The organism is Streptomyces sp. G45, assembly GCF_049542095.1.
Taxonomy (GTDB): domain Bacteria; phylum Actinomycetota; class Actinomycetes; order Streptomycetales; family Streptomycetaceae; genus Streptomyces.
The window spans coordinates 4,356,063-4,380,856 of sequence record NZ_JBMUZU010000001.1 but is presented as its reverse complement, the minus strand read 5'-3'; the positions used below and the strand labels follow the sequence as shown (position 1 = coordinate 4,380,856).

The 24,794-nt window shown below is 73.9% G+C and carries 19 protein-coding genes and 2 pseudogenes; 12 read left to right on the top strand and 9 right to left on the bottom strand.

Annotated elements, in window-relative coordinates; genetic code table 11:
• Positions 1 to 35 precede the first annotated feature (35 nt).
• Positions 36 to 578 (top strand): YbjN domain-containing protein, encoded by a 543-nt coding sequence (locus ACOBQU_RS18060; RefSeq protein ID WP_423628231.1) that lies wholly within the window; start codon positions 36 to 38, stop codon positions 576 to 578.
• Positions 579 to 618: 40 nt separating this feature from the next.
• On the opposite strand, the gene ACOBQU_RS18055 is transcribed toward ACOBQU_RS18060, so the two are convergent.
• Together ACOBQU_RS18055 and ACOBQU_RS18050 are read right to left on the bottom strand one after the other, a co-directional pair.
• Complete coding sequence (locus ACOBQU_RS18055) at positions 619 to 1,809, bottom strand: mannosyltransferase family protein (RefSeq protein ID WP_423628229.1); 1,191 nt, start codon at positions 1,807 to 1,809, stop codon at positions 619 to 621.
• 346 nt (positions 1,810 to 2,155) lie between these two features.
• Positions 2,156 to 3,357, bottom strand: a pseudogene (locus ACOBQU_RS18050) (pyridoxal phosphate-dependent aminotransferase).
• 817 nt (positions 3,358 to 4,174) lie between these two features.
• Between ACOBQU_RS18050 and ACOBQU_RS18045 the strand changes: the two are divergent.
• The 6 genes from ACOBQU_RS18045 to fbaA all read left to right on the top strand — a co-directional run bounded on the left by ACOBQU_RS18045 (position 4,175) and on the right by fbaA (position 10,933).
• Positions 4,175 to 4,693, top strand: a complete 519-nt coding sequence (locus ACOBQU_RS18045) for a DUF2617 family protein (protein ID WP_423628227.1) — start codon at positions 4,175 to 4,177, stop codon at positions 4,691 to 4,693.
• Between the two features lie 299 nt (positions 4,694 to 4,992).
• Positions 4,993 to 6,576, top strand: a complete 1,584-nt coding sequence (locus ACOBQU_RS18040; RefSeq protein ID WP_423628225.1) for a polyamine aminopropyltransferase — start codon at positions 4,993 to 4,995, stop codon at positions 6,574 to 6,576.
• Between the two features lie 144 nt (positions 6,577 to 6,720).
• Positions 6,721 to 7,476, top strand: a complete 756-nt coding sequence (locus tag ACOBQU_RS18035) for an SRPBCC family protein (protein ID WP_423628223.1) — start codon at positions 6,721 to 6,723, stop codon at positions 7,474 to 7,476.
• An 899-nt stretch (positions 7,477 to 8,375) separates the two neighbouring features.
• On the top strand, positions 8,376 to 9,170 hold the full coding sequence (locus ACOBQU_RS18030) for an aldose 1-epimerase (protein WP_423628221.1): 795 nt from the start codon (positions 8,376 to 8,378) through the stop codon (positions 9,168 to 9,170).
• A gap of 30 nt (positions 9,171 to 9,200) precedes the next feature.
• Complete coding sequence (gene pyrE, locus ACOBQU_RS18025) at positions 9,201 to 9,752, top strand: orotate phosphoribosyltransferase (protein ID WP_423628219.1); 552 nt, start codon at positions 9,201 to 9,203, stop codon at positions 9,750 to 9,752.
• Between the two features lie 149 nt (positions 9,753 to 9,901).
• Positions 9,902 to 10,933 (top strand): class II fructose-bisphosphate aldolase, encoded by a 1,032-nt coding sequence (gene fbaA, locus ACOBQU_RS18020; protein WP_423628217.1) that lies wholly within the window; start codon positions 9,902 to 9,904, stop codon positions 10,931 to 10,933.
• Between the two features lie 190 nt (positions 10,934 to 11,123).
• Here the strand turns inward: fbaA and ACOBQU_RS18015 are convergent, their stop codons facing one another.
• The 4 genes and pseudogenes from ACOBQU_RS18015 to ACOBQU_RS18000 all read right to left on the bottom strand — a co-directional run bounded on the left by ACOBQU_RS18015 (position 11,124) and on the right by ACOBQU_RS18000 (position 14,966).
• Complete coding sequence (locus ACOBQU_RS18015; RefSeq protein ID WP_423628215.1) at positions 11,124 to 12,017, bottom strand: alpha/beta hydrolase; 894 nt, start codon at positions 12,015 to 12,017, stop codon at positions 11,124 to 11,126.
• Positions 12,018 to 12,203: 186 nt separating this feature from the next.
• Positions 12,204 to 13,532 (bottom strand): kynureninase, encoded by a 1,329-nt coding sequence (kynU, locus tag ACOBQU_RS18010; protein WP_423628213.1) that lies wholly within the window; start codon positions 13,530 to 13,532, stop codon positions 12,204 to 12,206.
• Positions 13,525 to 14,397, bottom strand: a complete 873-nt coding sequence (locus ACOBQU_RS18005) for a tryptophan 2,3-dioxygenase family protein (RefSeq protein WP_423628211.1) — start codon at positions 14,395 to 14,397, stop codon at positions 13,525 to 13,527. Before ACOBQU_RS18005 ends, kynU begins: the two co-directional genes overlap by 8 nt.
• Positions 14,398 to 14,553: 156 nt before the next feature.
• Positions 14,554 to 14,966, bottom strand: a pseudogene (locus ACOBQU_RS18000) (DUF3151 domain-containing protein).
• 119 nt (positions 14,967 to 15,085) lie between these two features.
• Here ACOBQU_RS18000 and ACOBQU_RS17995 point away from each other — a divergent pair.
• From ACOBQU_RS17995 to ACOBQU_RS17985, 3 genes are read left to right on the top strand one after another with little or no spacing between them, the layout of a single operon-like run.
• Positions 15,086 to 16,438, top strand: a complete 1,353-nt coding sequence (locus tag ACOBQU_RS17995; RefSeq protein WP_423628208.1) for a sensor histidine kinase — start codon at positions 15,086 to 15,088, stop codon at positions 16,436 to 16,438.
• A complete protein-coding gene (locus ACOBQU_RS17990; RefSeq protein ID WP_423628206.1) occupies positions 16,435 to 17,109 on the top strand; it encodes a response regulator in 675 nt (224 codons plus the stop codon). Before ACOBQU_RS17995 ends, ACOBQU_RS17990 begins: the two co-directional genes overlap by 4 nt.
• A gap of 19 nt (positions 17,110 to 17,128) precedes the next feature.
• A complete protein-coding gene (locus ACOBQU_RS17985) occupies positions 17,129 to 18,445 on the top strand; it encodes a cytochrome P450 (RefSeq protein ID WP_423628204.1) in 1,317 nt (438 codons plus the stop codon).
• 52 nt (positions 18,446 to 18,497) lie between these two features.
• On the opposite strand, the gene ACOBQU_RS17980 is transcribed toward ACOBQU_RS17985, so the two are convergent.
• Together ACOBQU_RS17980 and ACOBQU_RS17975 are read right to left on the bottom strand one after the other, a co-directional pair.
• The gene (locus ACOBQU_RS17980; RefSeq protein ID WP_423628202.1) at positions 18,498 to 20,120 is read right to left on the bottom strand and encodes an ABC transporter permease; all 1,623 of its coding nucleotides are present in this window, start codon (positions 20,118 to 20,120) and stop codon (positions 18,498 to 18,500) included.
• Positions 20,117 to 21,085 carry an ATP-binding cassette domain-containing protein gene (locus tag ACOBQU_RS17975; protein ID WP_423628199.1) on the bottom strand — a complete coding sequence of 323 codons (969 nt, stop codon included), beginning with the start codon at positions 21,083 to 21,085 and terminating at the stop codon, positions 20,117 to 20,119. The genes ACOBQU_RS17980 and ACOBQU_RS17975 overlap by 4 nt, the downstream gene beginning before the upstream one ends.
• A gap of 114 nt (positions 21,086 to 21,199) precedes the next feature.
• Between ACOBQU_RS17975 and ACOBQU_RS17970 the strand changes: the two genes are divergently transcribed.
• Positions 21,200 to 21,820, top strand: coding sequence for a GbsR/MarR family transcriptional regulator (locus tag ACOBQU_RS17970; RefSeq protein WP_423628197.1), 621 nt, complete (start codon positions 21,200 to 21,202; stop codon positions 21,818 to 21,820).
• 45 nt (positions 21,821 to 21,865) lie between these two features.
• Here the strand turns inward: ACOBQU_RS17970 and ACOBQU_RS17965 are convergent, their stop codons facing one another.
• Positions 21,866 to 22,720 carry a diacylglycerol kinase gene (locus ACOBQU_RS17965; RefSeq protein WP_423628195.1) on the bottom strand — a complete coding sequence of 285 codons (855 nt, stop codon included), beginning with the start codon at positions 22,718 to 22,720 and terminating at the stop codon, positions 21,866 to 21,868.
• A gap of 173 nt (positions 22,721 to 22,893) precedes the next feature.
• On the opposite strand from ACOBQU_RS17965, the gene ACOBQU_RS17960 reads away from it, so the two are divergent.
• Positions 22,894 to 24,177, top strand: coding sequence for an adenylosuccinate synthase (locus ACOBQU_RS17960; protein WP_423628193.1), 1,284 nt, complete (start codon positions 22,894 to 22,896; stop codon positions 24,175 to 24,177).
• The last annotated feature ends 617 nt before the right edge of the window (positions 24,178 to 24,794 follow it).

Sequence of the window (24,794 nt, the reverse complement as noted above, 5' to 3'; positions counted from 1 at the left end):
GAGGATGGCTCAATCCGTACGAAGGGAAATACACGGTGAGCATCGACCCGTCCTCGATTCCGAATTTCGGGGGCCAGCCTGAGCCGCAGCCCAGTGAAGGACCGGCGGGCCCCGTCGTCCCCGACCAGGACCTGGTGAAGCAGCTCCTGGAACAGATGGAGCTCAAGTTCGTCGTCGACGACGAGGGGGACCTCGCGGCGCCGTGGGAGGAGTTCCGCACCTACTTCATGTTCCGCGGCGAGGGGGACCAGCAGGTCTTCTCGGTGCGGACGTTCTACGACCGGCCGCACGGCATCGACGCCAAGCCCCAGCTCCTGGAGGCCGTGGACGACTGGAACCGCCGCACCCTGTGGCCGAAGGTCTACACGCACACCCACGACGACGGCACCGTCCGCCTCATCGGCGAGGCGCAGATGCTGATCGGCACGGGCGTCTCCCTGGAGCACTTCGTCTCGTCGACGGTGAGCTGGGTGCGCGCCGCCATCGAGTTCGACCAGTGGCTGGTCGAGCAGCTCGGCCTGGAGAAGGACGTCGACTCCGCGCAGGGCGACGACAAGCCCGGCGACGCCGAGGCCTGAGCCGCCGGGGCCTGAGCCCCAGGGCCCGCGCGGGCGGGCCCTACAACGGCATGCGGGCGACCACCACCAGGTACGCCCCGTACGTCACCGAGAGCCCGGCCAGGGCGCCGACCACCAGGGCGGCGGACCCCGGCCGGGCTCTCGCCGTGCGCACGAGCGCGCAGGCCAGCGGCAGCAGCAGCGGGAACGCGGGCAGCAGGAACCGCGGCTTGGACTCGAAGAACCCCGAGCCGCCGACGGTGATCAGCAGCAGCACCCCGGAGTAGACCAGCAGCGGCAGCGGCGCCTTCGCGGCCACGAGCAGCCCGAACAGCAGCACCGCCACCGCGACGAGCACCAGCGTCATGGAGAACACCAGCTTGTCCCCGTCGAGCAGCAGGTGCTTGACGAAGGCGAGCGAGCCCGCGCCGAAGTCGAACCGCGAGCCCCAGCGGCGCTGCACCGCGAAGTAGCCGCCGAGCGGATCGCCCTCGCGGACCCCCACCCACAGCACGTACCCCAGCCAGCCCAGCGGGGCGAGCGCCGCGCCCGTCCACAGCCTGTGGGAAACCCGGCCGCCGTGCCGCAGCACCTGGTACAGGGCGGTCGCGAGCACCGCCGCCGCCACCGCCAGCCCGTTCGGCCGGGCCAGGCCCGCGAGCGCCGCGAGGGCGCCCGCCCAGATCCAGCGGCCGGTGAGCAGCGCGTACAGCGAACCGGCCGCGAGCGCGGTGAGCACCGGCTCCGTGTACGCCATCGACAGGATCACCGAGTGCGGCAGCAGCCCCCACAGCAGCACCAGGACCGTCGCGGTGCGGCGGTCGTGCAGCCGGGCGCCGATCGCGTAGATCCCCACGGCGGCCGCCGCCGCGGCCGACCACGACACCAGCAGGCCCGCCGCGCCGTGACTGAGCGGCGTCACCGCGGTCACCGCGCGGATCAGCGCCGGGTACAGCGGGAAGAACGCGAGGTCGCTCTGCACGACGCCCGGCTCGAAGTACAGGGTGCGGCCGTAGCCGTGCGCGGCGATGCCGGTGTACCAGCGGGAGTCCCAGGAGCGGCCGAGGAGGCGGAAGGTGTCCTGGTGGGTGAGGTGCGCGGCGGCCGCGAGGACGAGGAGACCGGTGAGGCGGGCGGCGGCGAACGCGGCCAGCGCTTTGGCCGCGGTGGCCCGGACGGGTGCTGGGGGTGCGCACTGCGTGCGCGGGCCGCGTGTGACGGGGGCGGGGACGGTGGCGGTCGGGTGGGTCACATCCGCACCTTGCGGTCCCTGGGGGGCGGACGCGAGCCGGGCGGGGCCGTGTGGGTGCGCGGTGTACGTCGTCCGCGGGTCCGCTGTGGGCTGTGCCCGCCCTTCCCCAAGTTCTCGGCTTCGCTCGAACAGGGGAGACCCCACTCGCCCTCTGGGCGGCCCAGCCGCCCACAGCCGGGGCGGCGGAGAAGGCCGCGTCCGCAGCGGGGAGCCGCCCACAGCCGGGGCGGCGGAGAAGGCCGCGTCCGCAGCGGGGAGCCGCCCACAGCCGGGGCGGCGGAGAAGGCCGCGCCCGCAGCGAGGAGCCGCCCGCAGCGAGGAGCCGCCCGGAACCGGGGGCGGCGGGCTACAGGGTCTTGAGCCTGGACACCGCTTCCTCCAAGACGGACGTCCTCTTGCAGAAGGCGAAGCGGACGAAGGGGGCGCCCGCTTCCCGGTGGTCGTAGAAGACGGCGTTGGGGATGGCGACCACCCCCGCGCGCTCGGGCAGGGCGCGGCAGAAGGCGAAGCCGTCACTCTCGCCGAGGGGACGGACGTCGGTGGTGACGAAGTACGTGCCGGACGGGCGGTAGACCTCGAAGCCCGCCGCGGTGAGGCCGGAGACCAGCAGGTCGCGCTTGGCGCGCATGTCCTCGAGGAAGGACGCGTAGTACGAGTCGGGCAGCGCCAGCGCCTCCGCGACCGCGTACTGGAACGGGCCCGAGGCCACGTACGTGAGGAACTGCTTCGCCGAGCGGACCGCCGTGACCAGCTCCGGGGCGGCGGTGACCCAGCCGACCTTCCAGCCGGTGAAGGAGAACGTCTTGCCCGCCGAGCCGATCGTCACCGTGCGCTCGCGCATGCCGGGGAACGTGGCGAGGGGAGTGTGCCCGGCCTCGTCGAAGACCAGGTGCTCGTACACCTCGTCGGTGACGACGAGCAGGTCGCGCTCGACGGCGAGCTTCGCGATCTCGGCCAGCTCCGCGCGGCTGAGGACCGTGCCGGTGGGGTTGTGCGGGGTGTTGAGGAGGAGCAGGCGGGTGCGGGGGTGACCGCGTCGCGCAGCTCGTCCAGGTCCAGCGCGAAGCGGCCGTCGCCCGGCCGCAGGGTGACGGGGACGCGGGTGCCGCCCGCCAGGGCGATCGACGCGGCGTACGAGTCGTAGTACGGCTCAAGCGCGATGACCTCGTCGCCGGGCTCGACCAGGGCGAGCAGGGACGCGGCGATGGCCTCGGTGGCCCCGGCCGTGACCAGGACCTCGCGGTCGGGGTCGAAGGCCAGGCCGTAGTGCCGCTCCTGGTGCGCGCTGATCGCGGCGCGCAGCTCGGGGACGCCGGGGCCCGGCGGGTACTGGTTGCCCCGGCCGTCGCGCAGCGCGCGCACCGCCGCCTCGCGGACCTCCTCGGGGCCGTCCGTGTCGGGGAAGCCCTGACCGAGGTTGATCGCCCCGGTCCGCACGGCGAGCGCGGACATCTCGGCGAAGATCGTCGTGCCGAACTCGGCCAGGCGGCGGTTGAGCAGCGGACGGCTGTTCCGGGAGGCACCAGGCGATGACGTCATGGGCGTCATCCTGCGCCGAACCTCTGGACTTCCTCAACTCTGCTTTGGCCGCGGTTGGCCGGGGGCATCCCCTTGTCACGCAACGACGCGGGCGAACGATCCGCGAGGCGGCGACCGGTTCGGGGAACGGCCGGGAACCGCCACGGGGGGCTACGGGGGCCACGGGGGCCCACGGGCCCACGGGGGAGCAGAAAGGTAGGTGAGGGCGATGGGCGCGCTGGTCGTGACCATGTTCTTCATCGGCTGTGCAGTGATCATCGCGGTACTCGCGTACACCGTGCGCAACCGGCGCGTGACGGGCGCGCGCGGGGGCGGCAGCTGGTGGGCGGGGGCCAGTGGGAGCCAGGGGACGTCGTCCGCGTACGCGTGCGGGTCGTCCTCCGGCGACGGCGGGTCCTCGTGCGGCGGCTCGTCCTCCTGCGGCGGCGGCTCGTCCTGCGGCGGTGGCGGCGGTGGGGGTTGCGGCGGCGGAGGCGGCTGACACGGGGCAGCCGGTCCACTGGGCGGGGCGCCCGGCGGGAGTCAACTCCCGGCGGGCGCCACGTCGTTGTCCGGTCGGTTCTGGACCATATGAGTTCACCGAAACGTGAACAGATGAACTGTTCAGCCCTCTAGGGGATGGAAACCCTACGAAGTTGGGTAAAAACGCTGTGGCAGTGTCGCAGTTCATGATTCCCTCTTAACCGTCACACCGCCCTCGGACGTTCTCCGCTCAGTCAGGCACCGGGACTCCTCCGTGGGCACGCGTCAGGCGCGACGACCCGCTCGGTGTCCGACCGGGATCCGCCTGGCCCCACCTCCACTTGCGTGTTTGCGGAGCCGACCCATGCTCACGACCCTGAAGACTGTCTACACCGACACGCGCGCCGGGGACCTGGCCTGGGCCCTCGGCCGCGAGCCGCTGCCCGCGCTCGCCACGCTCGACCTCGAACTGTCCGGGGCGACCGTCCAGTTGAGACTCCTCGGGGCCTCCCACCAAGTCCTCCTCGAAGAGGAGGAGGGCAGCTGCTCGGAGACGGTCGCCTGCATCCCCGGCAGCAGCACGCCGCTGCCGCTCGGCGTCTCCAAGCGTCTCGGGGACTGGGAGTACGAGTTCGCGGCGCGCGTCGAGACGCTGTCACAGGGTCAGTTCGCGGGCCGCGCCCAGGAGTTGCTGGCACTGGTCACAGAGCATCCGCACGGCCTCGCCGGGGTGTTCCCCGGGATTCCGCACGCGTTCACGGCGATGCTGGCGCAGCGGCGGGAGGGGTCCGTGATGTGGCGCACGTGGCACGCGTACCCGCAGGACGGGCAGCTGGTGGCCACGCGGACCCGGGTCGGCGTGCGGATGCCCGCGGCGCTCTAGGGGGTCCTTTCCCACCCGCCCGCCCATGACCGTCTCCCGGGAGGCGGGCGCCCCCTGCGGGGGCTGAGCGCCGTCGGCGGCCGCGAGTTCGTGGGTGGTGTGGTTTCCCGCCCGCCCGCCCGTGGCTGTCTCCTGGGGGGGCGACCCTTGTGGGGGTTGTTCGCCGTTGGCGGCCGTGGGTTTGTTCTCGGGGGTTGTGGGGTGTTCAGGCTGCGTATGCGTTGGTTACACATCCTTGCCATCATCTCCACCCTTGTGGGGGACTTGGTGTGAGGGAGCGGTGACGTAGCGTTCGGGGCGTGATCGAGCCGCCTGTGCGTCTGCCCGTCACGCCCCGGACAGGCCGGTTCCTCGTACTCGCGGGCGTGTTCCTCTGCGCTGCCTGCGGCCTCGTGTACGAACTCGAACTCGTCGCCCTCGCCTCGTACCTGATCGGCGACTCCGTCACCCAGGCCTCCGTCGTGCTGTCCGTGATGGTCTTCGCCATGGGCGTCGGCTCGCTGCTCGCCAAACGGCTGCGCTGCCGCGCCGCCGCCGGGTTCGGGCTCGTCGAGGCGGCGCTGGCACTGGTCGGCGGGTGCAGCGCGATGGTGCTGTACGCGGCGTTCGCGTGGACCGGCGACCAGGGCGAGGTGTGGGAGAGCGGCTCCCGGTATCTGTTCGTGGCGTTCTCGCTGGCCATCGGCGTGCTCATCGGGGCCGAAGTGCCGCTGCTCATGGTGCTGATCCAGCGCGTGCGGCGGCAGGACGCGGGCGGCGCCGTCGCCGACCTGTTCGCCGCCGACTACGTGGGCGCGCTCGTCGGCGGACTCGCCTTTCCCTTCCTGCTGCTGCCGTGGTTCGGGCAGCTCACCGGGGCGCTGCTCACCGGCGCGGTGAACGTCCTCGCGGGCGGCGCCCTCGTCCTCGGCCTGTTCGGGCGCGACCTGAGCGCCCGCGGCCGGTGGACGCTGCTCGCCGTCAACGTCGTCGTCCTCGCCGTGCTCGCCTCCGCCGCCGTGCTCGTCGACGACTTCGAGCGGGCCGCCCGGCGCGCCGTCTACGGGGCGGACATCCGCGTCGCCGTGCGGACCGACGTCCAAGAGGTCGTCCTCACCGGCGGCGACCGCGCCTCCCTCCAGCTCTTCCTCGACGGCCGCCTGCGCGTCAGCGGGCGCGACGAGCGGCGCTACCACCAGGCGCTCGTCCAGCCCGCGCTGCGCGGCGGGCCGCACGCCCGCGTCCTGATCCTCGGCGGCGGCGACGGCCTGGCCGCCGCCGAGGTGCTGCGCCACTTCGGGGTGCGCCGCGTGGACGTCGTCGACGGCGACCCCGGCCTCGTCGACCTCGCCCGCACCGACCCGGCGCTCAGCGACCTCAACGGCCACGTCTACCGCGACCCCCGCGTCCACGTCCGCCACGCCGACGCCTTCCGCTGGCTGCGCGGCCCCCGCCCGCCCCGCTACGACGTCGTGCTCAGCGACCTGCCCGACCCCGGCATCACCGCCAGCACCAAGCTGTACGCGCAGGAGTTCTACGGCCTCGTCACCCGCGTCCTGCGCCCCGGCGGCCGCCTCGCCGTGCACGCCGGGCCCGCCGCCGCCCGGCCCCACACCTACTGGACCGTCGACGCCACCCTGCGCGCCGCCGGATACGCGACCGCGCCCTACCGGCTCACCGGCCGCCCCGCCGGGTACGCCGCCGGGCCCGACCGCACCGCCGACCGCACCGCCGCGCCCCGCGACTGGGGGTTCGTCCTCGCCTCCCGCGACCGGACCGCGCTCGCCGCCGCCCGCGCCTCGGCCGTGCTGCGCAGCGGGGCGCCCGCCGCCGAACGCGTCCGGCCCGCCGGGTGGCGGGCCATGGCCCCCTCCACGCTCGTGCATCCCCGGTACGCGGACTAGCGGTTCGGGCGGTACGGGCTGTACGGGCTGGCTGTACGGGCTGTACGGCGACCGGGCGGTACGGGGCTGAGGGGCGCCCGGGGGCGCGGCGGGCGCGCGCAAGTGGCGTACACCACGGGGGGAGCGTCGGTACGCTCGACTGTCATGGAGCATCAGGTGTTCGTACCGGTTCCGGAAGCCCCGCTCCGCGCGGCCCTCGCCGACCCCGAGCGGGTCGCGGGCGCGGTGCCCGGGCTGCAGCGCGACGCCGCCCCCGGCGCGGGGGCGCCGCCGGTCGCCGGGCGGCTCAAGGTGCGGGTCGGCGGGCACACCATCACCTACCGCGGGGCGGTGCGGGTCAGTGCCCGCGACGACGGGTCGTACGCGCTCGACGGCGAGGGCACCGAGGTGCGCGGCAGCGGTGCCGTGTCCTTCTCCCTGCGCGTCGCGCTCGCGCCCGCCGCCGAGGGCGGCACGGACCTCGTCTTCACCGGCACCGCCAGCGGCGACGGGCGGGTCGCCGACGTCGCCGGGGATTCTCCACAGGCTGTGGACGCGGCGGTGCGCAGGCTGCTCGGGCGGTTCGCGGAGGGGCTCGCGGCGCACGCGGACGCCGCGGACACCGTGGTCAGCGTCTTCGACACGGAGGTGCCGCCGCCGTCGCTCGACCCGGAGGCCGACGACGTGCCCGGCGACGTGCCGGGCGGGGCGCCCGCAGCGGAGGCCGCGCACGCCCGGCGGACGATGATCGGGCGCAGCGCGGAGGAGGTCGACCACGCGCCGCCCCGCGGGCGCTACGCGCCGGTCCCGGCGCCGGAGGCGCTGGCCAGCGGGGCCACGTTGCGCTGGGCGGCACCCGTAGCGGCGCTGGCCCTGGCGTCGGCGATCGTGGTGACGCGGGCGCTGCGTCGCCGCCGCTGATGCTGGCGGGGGCGCCCTGGACCCCTCCCCGCACCCGCGGGTCCCGCCGCACCCCCGGTCCCACCCACCCGCCCCACATCACCGCTCCGCGCCTCACCCTCAACCGCCGGACGGGCTCTCCCCCACCCGCCCGCCCTTATGCGTCTGCGCCCTCTCGCCCCCGAGTCGGCGCTGCGCGCCTTGCCCTCAAACGCCGGGCGGGCTTTCCCCCGCCCACCCGCCCGCCCTTTGGGTCTGCGCCCCTCGTCCCCCGAGTCGGCGCTGCGCGCCTTGCCCTCAATCGCCGGGCGGGCTTTCCCCCGCCCACCCGCCCGCCCTTATGGGGCTACGCCCCTCGCCCCCGAGTCGGCGCTGCGCGCCTTGCCCTCAATCGCCGGGCAGGCTCTTCCCCGCCCACCCGCCCCGGAGGGGGCGGGTGGGCGGGACAAGGGGGCGCGGGACAAAGGGGCGCGGAGTGAGGAGGGTGGGGCAGAAGGGGGGCGGGGCTGCCGGGGGGCGTGGTGGGTCGGTGCGAAACGGGGGGTGAGGCAAGGGGGAGCGGTGGGGTGGAGGGGAGTGGGGGGTGCGGAGGGGGATTGAGCCTGTCCGGCGTTTGAGGACGAGGCGCGGAGCGCCGATTTGGGGGAGAGGGGCGTAGCCCCATGAGGGCAGGCGGCCAGGGCCTGGCCCTACCTCGGAGCGGGAGCACGGGCGGGAAGGGGCGCCCTGCGGGCGGGGCTTGCCGTGTGCCTGGGGGGGGCACGGGTGGGTGGGTGGGGAGGGGTGTCTCGGTGGTTGGGTTGGTTGCTGATGGCGGTGTGTCCCTGTGGGCGGGGCTTGCCGTGTGCCCGGGGAGGGGGCGGCGGCGGGTGCGCCCCGCTGCTGGAGGCGCCCGCGCCAGGGAAGCGTAGGGTCGGAGCGTGCGCACCGAAGAGATCACCTTGGCCGCGGGCCCCGCGGAAGTGACCGTGCAGCCGGGCAACGGCTGCCGCCTCGGCAGTCTGAAGCTGGACGGCACCGAGCTGCTCCGCCAGGGGCAGCGCTACGGCTGCTTCCCCATGGTCCCCTGGTGCGGCCGCACCAGGGACGGCCGCTTCCACAACGGCGCCACCCTCCACCAGCTCCCCCTGAACGCACCCCCGCACGCCATCCACGGCACCGCCCGCGACGCCGCCTGGAAGACGGCCCGCGCGAGCGCGACGGAGGCGGTGTTCACGTACGACCTGACCGACCCGTGGCCCTACCCGGGCCGGGTCACGCAGATCGTGGAGCTGACGGACGGCGCCCTGACGCTGCGGATGTCCGTGGAGACGTACGACGACTCCTTCCCGGCGCAGGCGGGCTGGCACCCCTGGTTCAACCGGCGGCTCGACGCGGACGGCGAGCCCGTGCGGATCGCCTTCGACGCCGCCTGGCAGGAGCGCCGCGGCGACGACCACCTGCCCACCGGCGAGCGGATCGACCCGCTGCCCGGCCCCTGGGACGACTGCTTCGGCATGCCCGGCGGCGTCGACGTCACCCTCACCTGGCCGGGCCGCCTGGAGCTGAACGTCGCCAGCCGCGAGGAGTGGGTGGTGGTCTACGACGAGCAGGAGGCCGCCGTGTGCGTGGAGCCGCAGACCGGGCCGCCCAACGGTCTGAACACCCTGCCGCGCCTCGTGACGCCCCTGGAACCCCTGGAGACGGCGACCACCTGGACCTGGCGGCGGCTCTGAGCGGCGCGGCGCGCCCTTAAGCTCGTACCCATGACGAACGACGTACGCGGCGACCTGCTGCGGCAGATCAAGGACAAGGCCGTCGTGCACGGCAAGGTGACGCTCTCCTCGGGCCTGGAGGCCGACTACTACGTCGACCTGCGCCGCGTCACCCTCGACGGTGAAGCGGCCCCGCTGGTCGGGCAGGTGCTGCTCGACCTGACGGCGGACCTGGAGTTCGACGCCGTGGGCGGGCTCACCATGGGCGCCGACCCGGTCGCCGGGGCCATGCTGCACGCCGCCGCGGCGCGCGGCCGCCGCCTGGACGCCTTCGTGGTGCGCAAGGCCGCCAAGGCGCACGGCCTGCAGCGGCGCGTCGAGGGCCCGGACATCAAGGGCCGCCGCGTCCTGGTCGTCGAGGACACCTCCACCACCGGCGGCTCGCCGCTGACCGCCGTGGAGGCGGTGCGCGAGGCCGGGGCCGAGGTCGTGGCCGTCGCCACGATCGTGGACCGGGCCACCGGTGCCGCCGAGAAGATCACCGAGGGCGCCGGGGTCCCGTACCTGTTCGCGTACTCGAAGGACGAGCTGGGCCTCGACTGACGCCCGGTGGCCGCGGGGGCTGAGTACGTCCCGCAAGTCTGGAAAGATGGGGGCGACGACATCGCCGTCGCCGCCCCCGGTTCCCCAGAACCCCCAGGTCAGGGCCAAGCAGCACAGCACTCACCCCGCACATCACAAGGAGCGGACACATGCCCATCGCAACTCCCGAGGTCTACACCGAGATGCTCGACCGGGCGAAGGCAGGCAAGTTCGCCTACCCGGCCATCAACGTGACCTCGTCGCAGACCCTGCACGCCGCCCTGCGTGGCTTCGCGGAGGCGGAGAGCGACGGCATCATCCAGATCTCCACCGGTGGCGCGGAGTTCCTGGGCGGCCAGCACAACAAGGACATGGTGACGGGCGCGGTCGCCCTCGCCGAGTTCGCGCACATCGTGGCGGAGAAGTACGACGTCACGATCGCGCTGCACACCGACCACTGCCCGAAGGACAAGCTCGACGGGTACGTCCGCCCGCTCCTGGACATCTCCGCCGAGCGCGTCGCCCGCGGCGAGAACCCGCTGTTCCAGTCCCACATGTGGGACGGCTCCGCGGAGACCCTCGCCGACAACCTGGCCATCGGCCAGGAACTGCTCGCCAAGGCCGCCGCCGCGAAGATCATCCTTGAGGTGGAGATCACCCCGACCGGCGGCGAGGAGGACGGCGTCAGCCACGAGATCAACGACGAGCTGTACACGACCGTCGAGGACGCCATCCGCACCGCCGAGGCCCTCGGCCTGGGCGAGAAGGGCCGCTACCTCCTCGCCGCGTCCTTCGGCAACGTCCACGGCGTGTACAAGCCGGGCAACGTCGTGCTCCGCCCCGAGCTGCTGAAGGACCTCCAGGAGGGCGTCGCCGCCAAGTTCGGCAAGGCCGCCGGTGCGCAGCCGTTCGACTTCGTCTTCCACGGCGGCTCCGGCTCCACCGAGCAGGAGATCGCCACCGCGCTGGAGAACGGCGTGGTGAAGATGAACCTCGACACCGACACCCAGTACGCCTTCACGCGCCCCGTCGCGGACCACATGTTCAAGAACTACGACGGCGTCCTGAAGGTCGACGGCGAGGTCGGCTCCAAGAAGACCTACGACCCGCGCACCTGGGGCAAGCTCGCCGAGGCGGGCATGGCCGCGCGCGTCGTCGAGGCCTGCGCGAACCTGCGCTCCACGGGCACGAAGATCAAGTAAGCCTTCGTCCACCGGGCCCGGCACTCCGTGGGGGTGCCGGGCCCGCGGTGCGTCCAGGCCCTCGCGGGGGCGCCCCAGACCCGCCCCTTCACCGAAACCAGGGGCTGCCGCCCCTGGCACCCCGCCTCATCGCCGCTTCGCGGCTCGTCCTCAAACGCCGGACGGGCTATATCTGGCGCCCCCGCGAGGGCTAGAACGCCAGTTGGGCGATCTCCTCCGCCACCACCGCGCACGCGTCCGCCGCCGGGTCGATGAGGGGGAAGTGGCCCACCTCCTCAAGGAGGGTCACGCCGACCACCTCGCCCGCCTTGGCCGCCGCGTCGGCGTACGCCTCGGCCACGGCGTGCGGCACGACGATGTCGGTGCGGCCCTGCACGACGGTGGTGGCGATGCCGGTGGGCAGCAGCGCGGCGGGGTCGGCGTGGGCAAGCCGCTCCTCGTACACGGCGCCGGTGTCGGCGCCCGCGCCGAGGAACTGGCGCACCGCGCCCCCGCACACCCCCAGCTCGTCCGCGACCCGCAGGTCCGCGATCGGCGCGAGGGCGACGACGCCGCGCAGCGGGGCGGGCCGCTCCCGGCGCCACGGCGAGCCCTCGGGCAGCACGTGCCGGGCGGCGGCCCACAGCGCGAGGTGGCCGCCCGCCGAGTGGCCGGTGACGACGACGCGGCGCGGGTCGGCGGCGGGCAGCGCCTCACGGGCCAGCGCGGGCAGCGCGTCCAGGGCGGCGGCGACGTCGTCGAGGGTGTCGGGCCAGCGCCCGGCGACGGGCCCGCTGCCGCCCTGCGCGGGGATCGGGGACGCCGCGCCGCGCCGGTACTCGACGCTGGCGACGGCGAAGCCCCGGCGGGCCAGGAAGTCCGCGAACGGCGACACGTGCGCGCGGTCGTACGGCGCCCGCCACGCCCCGCCGTGCAGCACGACCACGAGCGGCGCGGGCCGTCCGGTGCCGCGCGGGGCGTAGAAGTCCACGACCTGGTCGGGGTGGGCGCCGTACGCGGCGGTGGCGTCCGGCTCCACCGCCGGGTGCGCGAAGGCGGACTGTTCCTCGGCGGCGTCGCGGGCCACGGCGGCCTCGTCCGGCATATGGCGAACCTCCCAACTCGGCGGAGTGCGGGCCCGCCGGTCACCGGCGCGACGTCCGGCGACCGGCGGGCGTTCGTCCCCCTGTGGCGGGCACGAAGGCCATGGCCTGTCCCGGCCTGCCCTGGCCTCTCCTGACCCGTCATGATCCAGATTGGCGGGACGTTATCAGGTATCCGCCACCCGGGATCAGGCGTCCCGCCCGGCGAGGGTGCCCGCGAGGACCCGCGCCGCCCGCTCGGCGTCCGCGAACGACACGTACAGCGGCGTGAACCCGAAGCGCAGCACGTCCGGCGCGCGGAAGTCACCGACCACGCCCCGCTCCACCAGGCGCGGCATCACCTCGCGGGCGTCCGCGCAGCGCAGCGCGATCTGGCTGCCGCGCTCGGCGTGCGCGCGCGGGGTGACGCACGCGACGCGGCCCGCCGGTACGTACGCCTCGACGCACTCCAGGAAGAAGTCCGTCAGGGCAAGGGACTTGGCGCGCACGTCGCTGAGCGAGACGCCGTCCCAGACGTCGAGCGCCGCCTCCAGGGCGAGCAGCGACAGGATGTCGGGGGTGCCGACGCGGCCGCGCACGGCGTCGGCGGCGGGTTCGTAGTCGCGCCGCATCCCGAAGGGGTCGGCGTGCGAGTTCCAGCCCGGCAGCGGCGAGTCGAAGCGGGCCTGGTGCTCGCGGCGCACGTACAGGTACGCGGGTGAACCGGGGCCGCCGTTCAGGTACTTGTAGGTGCAGCCGACCGCCAGGTCCACGCCGTGCTCGTCCAGGCCGATGGGCAGCGCGCCCGCCGTGTGGCACAGGTCCCACACCACGAGGGCGCCCACCGCGTGCACGGCCGCCGTCAGGCCGGGCAGGTCGTGCAGGCGGCCCGAGTGGTAGTCGGCGTGGTTGAGCAGCACCGCGGCCGTGCGCGGGCCGAGCGCGCCGGGTACGTCGGCGGGGGCGACCGGCACGACGCGGCAGCCGGTGAGGCGGGCCGCGGACGCGGCGATGTACCCGTCGGTGGGGAACGTCGTGGCGTCGACGACGACCTCGTCCCGCTCGCCGCCCCCGTCCTGCCGGGCGATGCGGACGGCGGCGACCAGCGCCTTGAACACGTTCACGCTGGTGGAGTCGGCGACGACCACCTGGCCGGGCGCCGCGCCGAGCAGCGGGGCGACGCGCTCGCCGATCCGCTCGGGCGCCGTCCACCAGCCGCTCTCCTCCCAGGAGCGGATGCGCAACCGGCCCCACTCGCGGCGGATGACGTCGACGACGCGCGCCTCGACGCCCGCGGGCAGGGCGCCCAGCGAGTTCCCGTCCAGGTACGTGGTGTCGTCGAGGACGAACTCCTTGCGCTTGGCGGCGAGCCGGTCGGCGCCGTCGAGGGCGGCGGCCCGCCCGCGCAACTCCTGCTCCCTGGCCTCGGATTGCCCGGTCTCGGGGCTCCTGGCCTCGGATTCCCCGGTCTCGGGGTTCCCGGTCTCGGGGTTCCTGGTCTCGGGGTTCCTGGTCTCGGGGTTCTTGGTCTCAGACATGACTGCGCGCCGTCCACAGCTCGGGGAACACGTTCTTCGCGGCGCGCTTCTCCAGCCAGGCGACCCCGGCGGAGCCGCCCGTGCCGGTCTTGGCGCCCATGGCGCGGCGGGTGGCCACCAGGTGGTCGTTGCGCCAGCGCCACACCAGCTCGGCGACATCGGTCAACGCCTCGCCCAGGCGGGCCAGTTCACCGCTCTCGTCGCCCGCGTACAGCTCGGTCCACACGGCCTCGACGGCGGCGGACGGCTCGTACTTCCGCGCCACGTCGCGGCGCAGCACCTCGTCCGGGATGCCGTACCCGCGCCGCGCGAGCAGCCGCAGGACCTCGTCGTACAGGCTCGGCTCCTCAAGGGCCTTCTCCAGCTCCGCGTGGACGCGGGGCGCGCCGCGGTGCGGGACCAGCATCGACGCGGACTTCTCGCCGAGCAGGAACTCCATGCGCCGGTACATCGCCGACTGGAAGCCGGAGCCCTCGCCGAGGGCGCCCCGGTAGGAGTTGAACTGCGCCGGGGTGAGCTGACCCAGCGGCTTCCACGAGTGGTTCAGCGCCTCCAGCTCCCGTACGGAGCGCTTCAGCGCGGCCACGGCGGTCGGCACGTCGTCCTCGCGCAGCGCGCGCGACGCGGTCTCCCACTCGTGGACGATGACGGTGAACCACAGCTCCATGACCTGGGTCGTGACCAGGAAGACCATCTCGCCCGGATCGTCGGAGCGGGGGTGCTGGAGGTGGGTGAGGACGTCCGCCTGGACGTAGTCCTCGTACGGGGTGGTGCCTGCGAAGTCGAGGTGGGGGCTGTCAGGACTCTCGTCGTGACCCTCATGGGTCTCGGGAGCCTCGTGTGCCGCGTTCGCCTCGTGGGACATCGCTGTCTCCTTGATGCGTACTCCGGGTAGCGGTCCGCCCCTGCCGGTACCGGCACGGGGCCCCGGTCCCCACCCGCATCCTCCGCAACATCCCCGGAAACGGCAAGACCTGCCTGGTCACACCGGGTGCCCAGGCAGGTCGTACGCGATGCTCCGCTAACCGAGGGTGTCCGCCGCCGTCGGCGAGGAGTCCCGCAGGAACGTGCTGCACCGCTCGTACTCCTCCTGCTCGCCGATCGCCTGCGCGGCGCGGGCGAGGGCGTGCAGGGCGCGCAGGAACCCGCGGTTCGGCTCGTGCTCCCACGGCACCGGGCCGTGCCCCTTCCAGCCCGCGCGGCGCAGCGCGTCCAGGCCCCGGTGGTAGCCGGTGCGGGCGTACGCGTACGACTCCACGACGCGGCCCGCCTCGAACGCCTCGTCGGCCAGGCGGGCCCAGGCGAGGGAGGACGTCGGGTACTTCGCGGCGACGTCGGCGGCGGCGGTGTCGCCCGCGAGCAGCTCGCGGGGCTCGGGGTCGTCGGGCAGATGCGTCGGGGGCGGTCCCCCAGCAGGTTCTCGTGAAGGTTCATGGCCCCCAGTCTGCTCCATCCCCACCCGCGAGGGCGCCGCGCGTAGTACCTGCGACGGACCCCGGGGACCCGTCCCGCAGGGGACGACCGGCGGCGGGCGCCCCCGTACCGTCGTAGCCGTGACCGAGAGAACCCGCAGCCCAGAGTTCCACCTGGCGCAGAACGTCCTGGACGGCCTGCGCAGGGACCTGTTCCAGGACGTCTTCGCGTACCGCCCGCTGCCGCCGCTGCGGCGCGACGCCGGGTGGGCGGCGAAGCTGCCGGACCGCGCCGCCCGGTACGCGGTGTGGCTGCCGCACGCCGTGGTGCTCGGCCTCGCGGCGCTCACCCTGTTCGTGGCGTACGCGGGCGGCTTCGGCGGCTGGGACGCCAGCGGCGAGCTGGCGTGGGCGCTCAGCGGGTTCCTGCCCGCGGGGGCGGTGGCCCTGACGCTGCTGCGGCCGGTGGCCGCCTGGTGGGCCTCGCTGGGGATGACGCCGGTGGTGCTGGTCCTGAGCGGCGGCGGCCACTCCCCGTGGGCGGCCGGTTCGATCGTGGGACACACGGCGGTGATGGCGGTGGTCGCGGCCCGCACCCGGCCGCGCACGGCGGCGTGGATGTGGGTGCTGACGGCCGCGTACTCGATGGTCGCGGAGGCGTCCGTCGGCTGGGACTCCAACTCGGTGCAGACGCTGATGTTCAGCGGCGTCGTCGTGGCGATCGTGGCGCTGGTGGAGGCCAACTGGGACGCCCGCCGCGAGGTCGTCGCCGAGCGCACCGTCACCGCCGTGGAGCGCGACCGGCGCACGCTCCTGGAGGAGCGCACGAACATCGCCCGCGAACTGCACGACGTGGTCGCCCACCACATGTCGGTGGTCGCCATCCAGGCGGAGGCCGCCCCCTACCGGGTGCAGGACCCGCCGCCGGAGCTGGAGCAGGCGTTCGCGACGATCCGCGAGAACGCGGTGATCGCGCTCACCGAGCTGCGCCGCGTCCTCGGTGTCGTCCGGGCGGAGGACTACGAGGCGCCGGACGCGCCGCAGCCGACGCTCGCCGACCTCGACCGGCTGCTCGACAACGTGCGGGAGACGGGCGCCGAGGTGGAGAAGGCCGTCACCGGGGGCGTGCGCGAGCTGCCGCAGGGGGTGGAGCTGTCGGCGTACCGGATCGTGCAGGAGGCGCTCAGCAACAGCCTGCGGCACGCGCCGGGCGCGGCGGCCCGGGTGGAGATCGGGTACGTGCTGGGGGGACTGGGGCTGCGGATCGTCAACGGGCCCGCGACCGGCCTGGTGAAGCCGCCCGCCCGTCACCCGGCCACCACCCCTCAACGAGGGCTTCGCCCGCCCCTTTCGATGGGTGCCGGGCACGGCATCACCGGCATGCGTGAGCGGGTCGGCATGCTCGGCGGGGAGATGACGGCGGGGCCGACCGCCGACGGCGGGTACGAGGTGACGGTGTTCCTGCCGGTCCCGGCCGGTGAGGAGGCCGCGTGAGCATCCGCGTACTGATCGCCGACGACCAGATGATGGTCCGCGAGGGCTTCTCCGTGCTGCTGAACGCCATGCCGGACATCGAGGTCGTCGGCGAGGCCGTCAACGGCCGGGAGGCGGTGGAGCGGGTGCGGCAGCTCGCGCCGGACGTCGTGCTCATGGACATCCGCATGCCGGAGATGAACGGCATCGACGCCACCCGGGAGATCGTCGGCGGCGACGGCACCGCCACCAAGGTGCTCGTCCTGACCACCTTCGACCTGGACGAGTACGTGTACCAGGCGCTGCGCGCGGGCGCCTCCGGGTTCCTGCTGAAGGACGCCTCGGCGCGGCAGCTCGCGGACGGCGTGCGGGTCGTGGCGGCCGGTGAGGCGCTGCTCGCGCCGAGCGTCACGCGCCGCCTGATCACCGAGTTCTCCAAGCTGTCGGACCGGCCGGGGGCGGTGGGCGCCGCGCGGGCGGGCGGCGCGTACGGGGAGCTGACCGAGCGTGAGACGGAGGTGCTGGTGCTGATCGCGCAGGGCCTGTCGAACGCGGAGATCGCCGCGCGGCTCGTGGTCGCCGAGTCCACCATCAAGACGCACGTCAGCCGGGTGTTGGTGAAGCTCGGCCTGCGCGACCGCACGCAGGCCGCCGTGTTCGCGTACGAGGCGAGGCTGGTCACACCCGGGTGAGGGGGTCTAGCGTCCGTATATGGCTGAATCGGCGGACGGCAGGGCTGAATCGGCGGACGGCAGGGCTGAATCGGCGGACGGTGGGGCTGAATCAGCGGACGGCAGCGCTCAACTGGCGGACGTGGCCGGTGTCTTCGCGCCCGCGTCGGCGGCCTTCGTCGCCGACCCCTATCCGGCGTACGCCGAGCTGCGGGCCCGGGGCCGGGTGCACTTCTACGCGCCGAGCGAGCAGTATCTGATCCCGCGCCACGCGGACGTCGCCGCGCTGCTGCGCGACCGGCGGCTCGGCCGCACCTATCTGCACCGGTTCGGCCACGAGGAGTTCGGGCGCGCCGCGCCGCCGCCCGAGCACGAGCCGTTCCACGTCCTCAACGACCACGGCATGCTCGACCTGGAGCCCCCGGCGCACACCCGCATCCGCCGCCTGGTCGCCAAGGCGTTCACCCCGAGGACGGTGGACCGCCTGCGGCCGTACGTCGAGGGCCTCGCCGACGACCTCGTACGCGGGCTCGTCGCGGACGGCGGCGGCGACCTGCTGGCGCGGGTCGCCGAGCCGCTGCCCGTCGCGGTCATCGCGCAGATGCTGGGCATCCCCGAGGGCGACCGGCATCTGCTGCGGCCCTGGTCGGCGGACATCTGCGGCATGTACGAGCTGAACCCGTCGCAGGAGACCGCCGCCCGCGCCGTGCGCGCCTCCGTGGAGTTCTCCGCGTACCTGCGGGAGCTGATCGCGGCGCGGCGGGCCGCCGGGCTCGACGGCGACGACCTGATCACCGCGCTGATCGCCGCCCACGAGGACGAGGACCGGCTTTCCGAGCAGGAGCTGGTGTCGACGTGCGCGCTGCTGCTCAACGCGGGCCACGAGGCGACGGTCAACGCCACCGTCAACGGCTGGTACGCGCTGTTCCGGCACCCGGAGCAGCTGGCCGCGCTGCGCGCCGAACCGGAGCGGCTGCTGCCGACGGCCGTGGAGGAACTGCTGCGGTACGACACGCCGTTGCAGCTGTTCGAGCGGTGGGTGCTGGACGACATCGAGGTCGGCGGGACCGTCATCCCGCGCGGCAGCGAGGTGGCGCTGCTGTTCGGCTCCGCCAACCGCGACCCGGAGGCGTTCGCCGACCCCGACGCGCTGGACCTGGCGCGCGCCGACAACCCGCACATCTCCTTCAGCGCGGGCATCCACTACTGCGTCGGCGCCCCGCTGGCCCGCGTCGAACTCGCCGCTTCGCTGGGCGCGTTGCTGCGGCGGGCGCCCGCGCTGCGGCTCGCCGCCGAGCCGGAGCATCGACCCAACTTCGTGATCCGGGGGCTGCGGGAGCTGCTGGTCGCCTGCTGAGCGGTGGGCGGGCGGGCCGGGCGGTTTCCTGTGGTGCGGCCCCCTGGGGGGCTCACCCCGTCGCCAGGTCCCGCCTGCGCAGTGCCGTCAGGCCCGCCGCCGTCAACGCCACCGCGAGGCCCGTGAGCAGCAGCACCGGCGGCCACTCCATGGCGTTGCCGGGCAGCTTCGGCAGGTGCGAGAACGGCGACACGTTCAGCACCGCCTGCGGCACGTCGAGCGCCGGGCCGATCCAGCCGACGAGCAGGGCCGCGCCCGCCGCGCCCCAGGCGCCGACGGCCAGGCGCGGGGACAGCCCGTGCAGCAGCACCGCGAGCGCGCCGATCAGCCAGATCGCGGGCACCTGCGCCAGGCAGGCGCCGAGGATCGGCCCGAGGTCCTGCCCGTACCCGAGGGCGAGGCCCAGCCCGGCGAGCAGCATGATCAGCATGGCGCCGCCGAACGCGATCACCAGGTGCCCGGCGGCCCAGCGCAGCCTGCCGACGGCGTTGGCGAGGACCGGCTCCGCGCGCTGCGAGGTCTCCTCGCCGTGCAGCCGGAGCACCGACGTGACCGCGTACAGCGCGCCGACCATGCCGACGACGCCGATGATCGCGGCGAGGAACGCGTCGGTGAGCCCGGCGTGGCCGCCCATGCGCTGGAAGATCTCCCGGGTGCTGTCGTTGTCGCCGACGAGGTCGGCGGCGCCGTCCGTCATACCGCCGAAGACGACGCCCGCCACCAGGAACCCGGCGCTCCACCCGTACACCGCGCCCCGCTGGAGCCGCCAGGCCAGCGCGCCCGCCGTGCCGAGTCGGCCCTGCGCCGGGCCCGGCCGCGACGGCAGGAAGCTCATGCCCACGTCCCGGCGCCCCGCCAGTCCGTATGCCGCCACGCACTGCGCGGCGACGGCGCCCGCGAACAGCGCCAGCACCCACCAGCGCTCGGCGCCGAAGGCGCGCACATGCTCCAGCCAGCCGACCGGCGACAGCCAGGTCAGCGGCGACGAGCCGTCCTCGGTGGCCGCGTCGCCCGCCGCGCGCAGCACGAACGCCGCGCCGAGCAGCGCCGCCGTCAGGCCCTTGGCGAGCCGGGCGCTCTCCGTGAGCTGGGCCGCGATCGCCGCCATCGTCGCGAACACCATGCCGACGCCCGCCACGGCCGCGCCGAGCGCCAGGGCCCCGGCGCCGCCCTGCCCGGCGAGCCCCGCGGCGAGCAGCAGCCCGAGCAGCGCGTTCGCCGCGAGCGCGGCCAGCAGCGCGGACGTCAGCGGCGCCCGCCGCCCCACCATGGCGGACGACACCAGCTCCTGCCGCCCGGTCTCCTCCTCCTCACGGGTGTGGCGTACGACGATGACGAGGCTCATCACGGCCGCGAGCACCCCGGCGAACGCACCGACGCGCCACGCCGTGAGGCCGCCGATCGACTGCTCGAACACCGGGCCGTAGACGGCGCGCAGGGAGGCGTTCGTGGCCAGCGAGTCCACGAGGTCCGCCCGCTTCTCCGGCGTGCCGTACACCTCCTTGAGCGTGTTCGGCATGCTCAGGACCACCAGGGAGATCACCGCGACCCACACCGGGATCAGTACGCGGTCGCGACGCAGGGCGAGCCGCAGCAGCGGGCGCGTCCCGGCCAGGGGGCGCCGCCCTTTCGCGTCGGGGCGGGCCGTCGGCGGCGTGGTGCTCAGCGCGGTCACCGGGACACCGCCTCGGCGCGGGCGCCGCCGCCCTGGGCGTCGTCGTCGGCGTCGTCTTGGTAGTGCCGCAGGAACAGCTCCTCCAGGGTCGGCGGCGTGCTGGTCAGGGAGCGGACCCCGGCGTCGGTGAGGGCGCGCAGCACCGCGTCGAGCTGGTCGGTGTCGACTTGGAGGCGCACCCGGTGGCCGCCCCCGCCCCCGTCCACGCCCCCGTCCACGGCCAGGTCGTGCACGCCCGGCAGCCGCGCGAGGCTGTCGGGGGCGCCCGCCAGCTCGGCGTGCACGCTGGTGCGGGTCAGATGGCGCAGCTCGGCCAGCGAGCCGGTCTCCACGGTCCGCCCCTTGCGGATGATGGAGACCCGGTCGCAGAGGGACTCCACCTCGCTGAGGATGTGCGAGGACAGCAGCACCGTGCGGCCGCGCCGCCGCTCCTCGTCGACGCAGGCCTTGAACACCTCCTCCATCAGCGGGTCGAGCCCGGAGGTCGGCTCGTCGAGGATGAGCACGTCCACGTCGGAGGCGAAGGCCGCGACCAGCGCCACCTTCTGCCGGTTGCCCTTGGAGTAGGCGCGGCCCTTCTTCGTCGGGTCCAGCTCGAACCGCTCGGTCAGCTCGGCCCGCCGGGCCCGGTCGAGCCCGCCCCTGAGCCTGCCGTACAGGTCGATGACCTCGCCGCCCGACAGGTTCCGCCACAGCGTGACGTCGCCGGGCACGTACGCGATGTGCCGGTGCAGGTCCACGGCGTCGTGCCACGGGTCCCGGCCGAGGAGGCGGGCCGCGCCCGCGTCGGCGCGCAGCAGGCCGAGCAGGACGCGGATGGTCGTGGACTTCCCCGATCCGTTCGGCCCGAGGAACCCGTGCACCTCCCCGGTCTCGACCACCAGGTCCAGACCGTCGAGCGCGTGCGTCCGGCCGAACGACTTGTGCAGGCCGAACGCCTCAAGAGCGGGGTGTGCCTTCGTCATGCTGCTGAAGCTACGCTAGTTTCACAAATTTGTGAAGTTAAGAAAGCGTTTAAACTCCTTGCTGTCGCGGGGGACGCCGGGAGACGTGAGCAGCCGTGGGGAGATGATCGACGCATGACGACCGAAGCGAGCGGCGACGTGAACGGGAACCCGAACGGCGACCCGAGCGGCGACCTGAACGGGAACCCGAGCGGCGACCCGAGCGGCGGCTCGAACAGGGACCCGAACGGCGACCCCACCCCGGCCTCCCGGTTCACCGAGGAGTTCGGCGCCCAGCTCGCCTGGGCCGGGATGCCCCGGATGCCCGCGCGGGTCTTCGCCGCGCTCCTCGCCTCCGACGAGGGCGCCCTCACGGCGGCCGACCTCGGCGAGCGGCTGCACGTCAGCCCGGCGGCGGTCTCCGGCGCCGTGCGCTACCTCACCCAGCAGTACATGATCACCAGGGAGCGCGAGCGGGGCTCCCGGCGCGACATCTTCCGGGTGCGCGGCAACCAGTGGTACGAGGCCCTGGGCAACCGCGACGCCGTCCTCCAGCGCTGGGAGGGCGCCCTCCGCGAGGGCATCGTCCAGCTCGGCCCCGACACCCCCGCCGGTCAGCGCCTCAAGGAGACGCTGGCGTTCTTCGAGTTCGTCCAGGAGGAACTGGCCGGGCTCCTGGAGCGGTGGCGGGTCCGCCGCGAGGAACTCTTCGGTACGGAGGCCCAGGCGCGGCGCGCGACCGCCGACGGCGGCTGACCCCGACGCCCGGCGGGGCCGCAGGGGGAACCCGGCCGCCGGAGGTCACACCGGCAGCGTCAGCTGCCAGGTCTGCGGATGGACCGCCCAGGTCCTGGTCCGCACGGGCCCGCCGGTCACCACGTCCGCCCGGTACCGGAAGTCCGGCCCCGACACCGTCACCGAGCGGGCCCGCGCCCGCACGGGCGCCCCCTGCGCCCCGACCCCAGAAGGCCGCACCTCCACCCGGGCGAGCCCCCCGCCGCCCGGCGCCACGCACACCGCCGCCACCGGCTGGTCCAGGTCCACCAGCGTCACCCCGTCCGCCTCGACCCGCAGCCGCGACGGCCCCGCCGACGCCACCCGCGAGGGCCGCGCGCCCAGCGTCCGCACCAGGGACTGGCAGGTCCGCAGCCACGGGCGCCGCTCCTCGCCCTCCGCCTCGCCCCCGACCCCGTCCACGGCGCCCTCGTCCGCGAGCGCCGGAATGCGCACGTCGCCGAGGACCACCTCGTCCCGGTCGTCCACCAGCAGGTCGAGGCGGCGCGGCGCCCCGTCGAGCACGGCCCGTGCCGCCTCGACCGCGCCCGTGGGCACCCCGAGGGCCCGCGCGAGCCGCACGGCCGACGCCGCCGCCCCGACCGGCACCACGGCGACCTCGGCCCCGGCGAGCGCCCGCTCCCGGTGCAGCACCCCGACCGCGCGCCGCAGCGCCGCGTCGTCGCCTACCACCACGGGCCGCCGCGCACCCCGCCTGAGCAGGGCACGGGCGAATTCCTCGGGGCCGTCGGGGAGGCAGACCTTGAGGGCGGCACCCGCGCCAAGCACGTCCTTGGCGATGCGCACGGACTCCCCGTCGGTGCGCCGGGCGACCGGGTCGATGATCACGATGAGGTCATCGCGATGGTCGCGAACCGACACGTGCGCCCTTTCTTTAGTCCTCGGGTAGCATCTTTGTGCAAGAGCCCCTTGCGCGATTGCGCCAGGGGCTTCGTCTATTCCGGGGCGACCAAGGCACACCCACACCGGTGGCGACGGCATCCGACCGTGGCCCCTGACCTTGGACATGCCCCGCCCGGAAGGGGTGTACGCCTGTGCCCGCACTCGTGCTGCTCGGTGCTCAGTGGGGTGACGAAGGCAAGGGAAAGGCCACCGATCTGCTCGGTGGCTCCGTGGACTACGTGGTGCGTTACCAGGGCGGCAACAACGCCGGTCACACGGTCGTCGTAGGCGACCAGAAGTACGCGCTCCACCTCCTCCCTTCCGGGATCCTCTCGCCGGACTGTGTGCCGGTCATCGGCAACGGTGTCGTCGTCGACCCGTCGGTCCTGCTCTCCGAGCTGAGCGGGCTGAACGAGCGCGGCGTCGACACGTCGAAGCTCCTGATCAGCGGAAACGCGCACATCATCACGCCGTACAACGTGACGGTCGACAAGGTCGGCGAGCGCTTCCTCGGCAAGCGGAAGATCGGCACCACCGGGCGCGGCATCGGCCCGACGTACGCCGACAAGATCAACCGCACCGGCATCCGCGTCCAGGACCTCTACGACCAGTCGATCCTGACGCAGAAGGTCGAGGCGGCCCTGGAGCAGAAGAACCAGCTCCTCACCAAGGTCTTCAACCGCCGCGCCATCGAGCCCGCGCAGATCGTCGAGCAGCTCCTGGAGCACGGCGAGAACATCAAGCAGTACGTCGCCGACACCACGCTGATCCTCAACAACGCCCTCGACGACGACAAGGTCGTCCTCTTCGAGGGCGGCCAGGGCACCCTCCTGGACGTGGACCACGGCACGTACCCCTTCGTCACCTCGTCCAACCCGACCGCGGGCGGCGCCTGCACCGGCACCGGCGTCGGCCCGACGAAGATCAGCCGCGTCATCGGCATCCTGAAGGCGTACACCACGCGCGTCGGCGCGGGCCCCTTCCCGACCGAGCTGTTCGACAAGGACGGCGAGGCGCTGCGCGAGATCGGCGGCGAGCGCGGTGTCACCACCGGCCGTGACCGCCGCTGCGGCTGGTTCGACGCCCCGATCGCCCGCTACGCGACCCGCGTCAACGGCCTCACGGACTTCTTCCTCACCAAGCTCGACGTCCTCACCGGCTGGGAGGAGATCCCGGTCTGCGTGGCGTACGAGATCGATGGCAAGCGCGTCGAGGAACTGCCCTACAGCCAGAGCGACTTCCACCACGCGAAGCCGATCTACGAGAAGCTCCCCGGCTGGTCCGAGGACATCACCCAGGCCAAGACCTTCGCCGACCTCCCGAAGAACGCGCAGGCGTACGTGAAGGCCCTGGAGGAGATGTCCGGCGCCCCGATCTCCGCGATCGGCGTCGGCCCCGGCCGCGACGAGACGATCGAGATCAACTCGTTCATCTAGGGCGGGTAGAGCGGGCTCGGCTCGGCCCGAAGGCTCGTTGAGCACGTGAGGGGGCACCCGGTTGGGTGCCCCCCTTCACGTGCCGTGTGCTCTGCGGCACCCGCCTTGGGCCAAGGCCTGCAAGTCCGGCCAGTTCCGGTCAAGGTACTGACGGTTGGTGCCCGCACGCCGCGTGATCTGCGTGGCGATTCCGGCGCTCAGTGGGTCGACGCGGCCGCTGAGGTGACGCTTCCGCCCGGTGGCGGAGGATCGCTTCGTGCACACGCTGCTGCTGCGCATCGCGCTGGATCCGTAACTCGCACGGGTGAAGAACGCGAACGAAGGCCTGGGAAAAGGGAGTTCTGGCTTGCGTTCGCGTCTTTGCGTGCCCATAGAGTCGGCGGCGACAGAGCACGACACAAACTCTATGCCGCAAGAGAAGCCCCCGCGGTGTCCTACCACCCGGGGGCGCGGCACAAGGAGCCACAACCTCCCCATGCGCATTCACCGTAGCGCGCCCAAGCGCGCCTTCACCACCTTTGCCAACGCTCTCCTCCGCGACCGGAGTATTTCCTGGTGCGCGGCGGGCGTACTGATGTACCTCCTCAGCCTTCCGGAGGGGGCCCGCGCGACGGTCC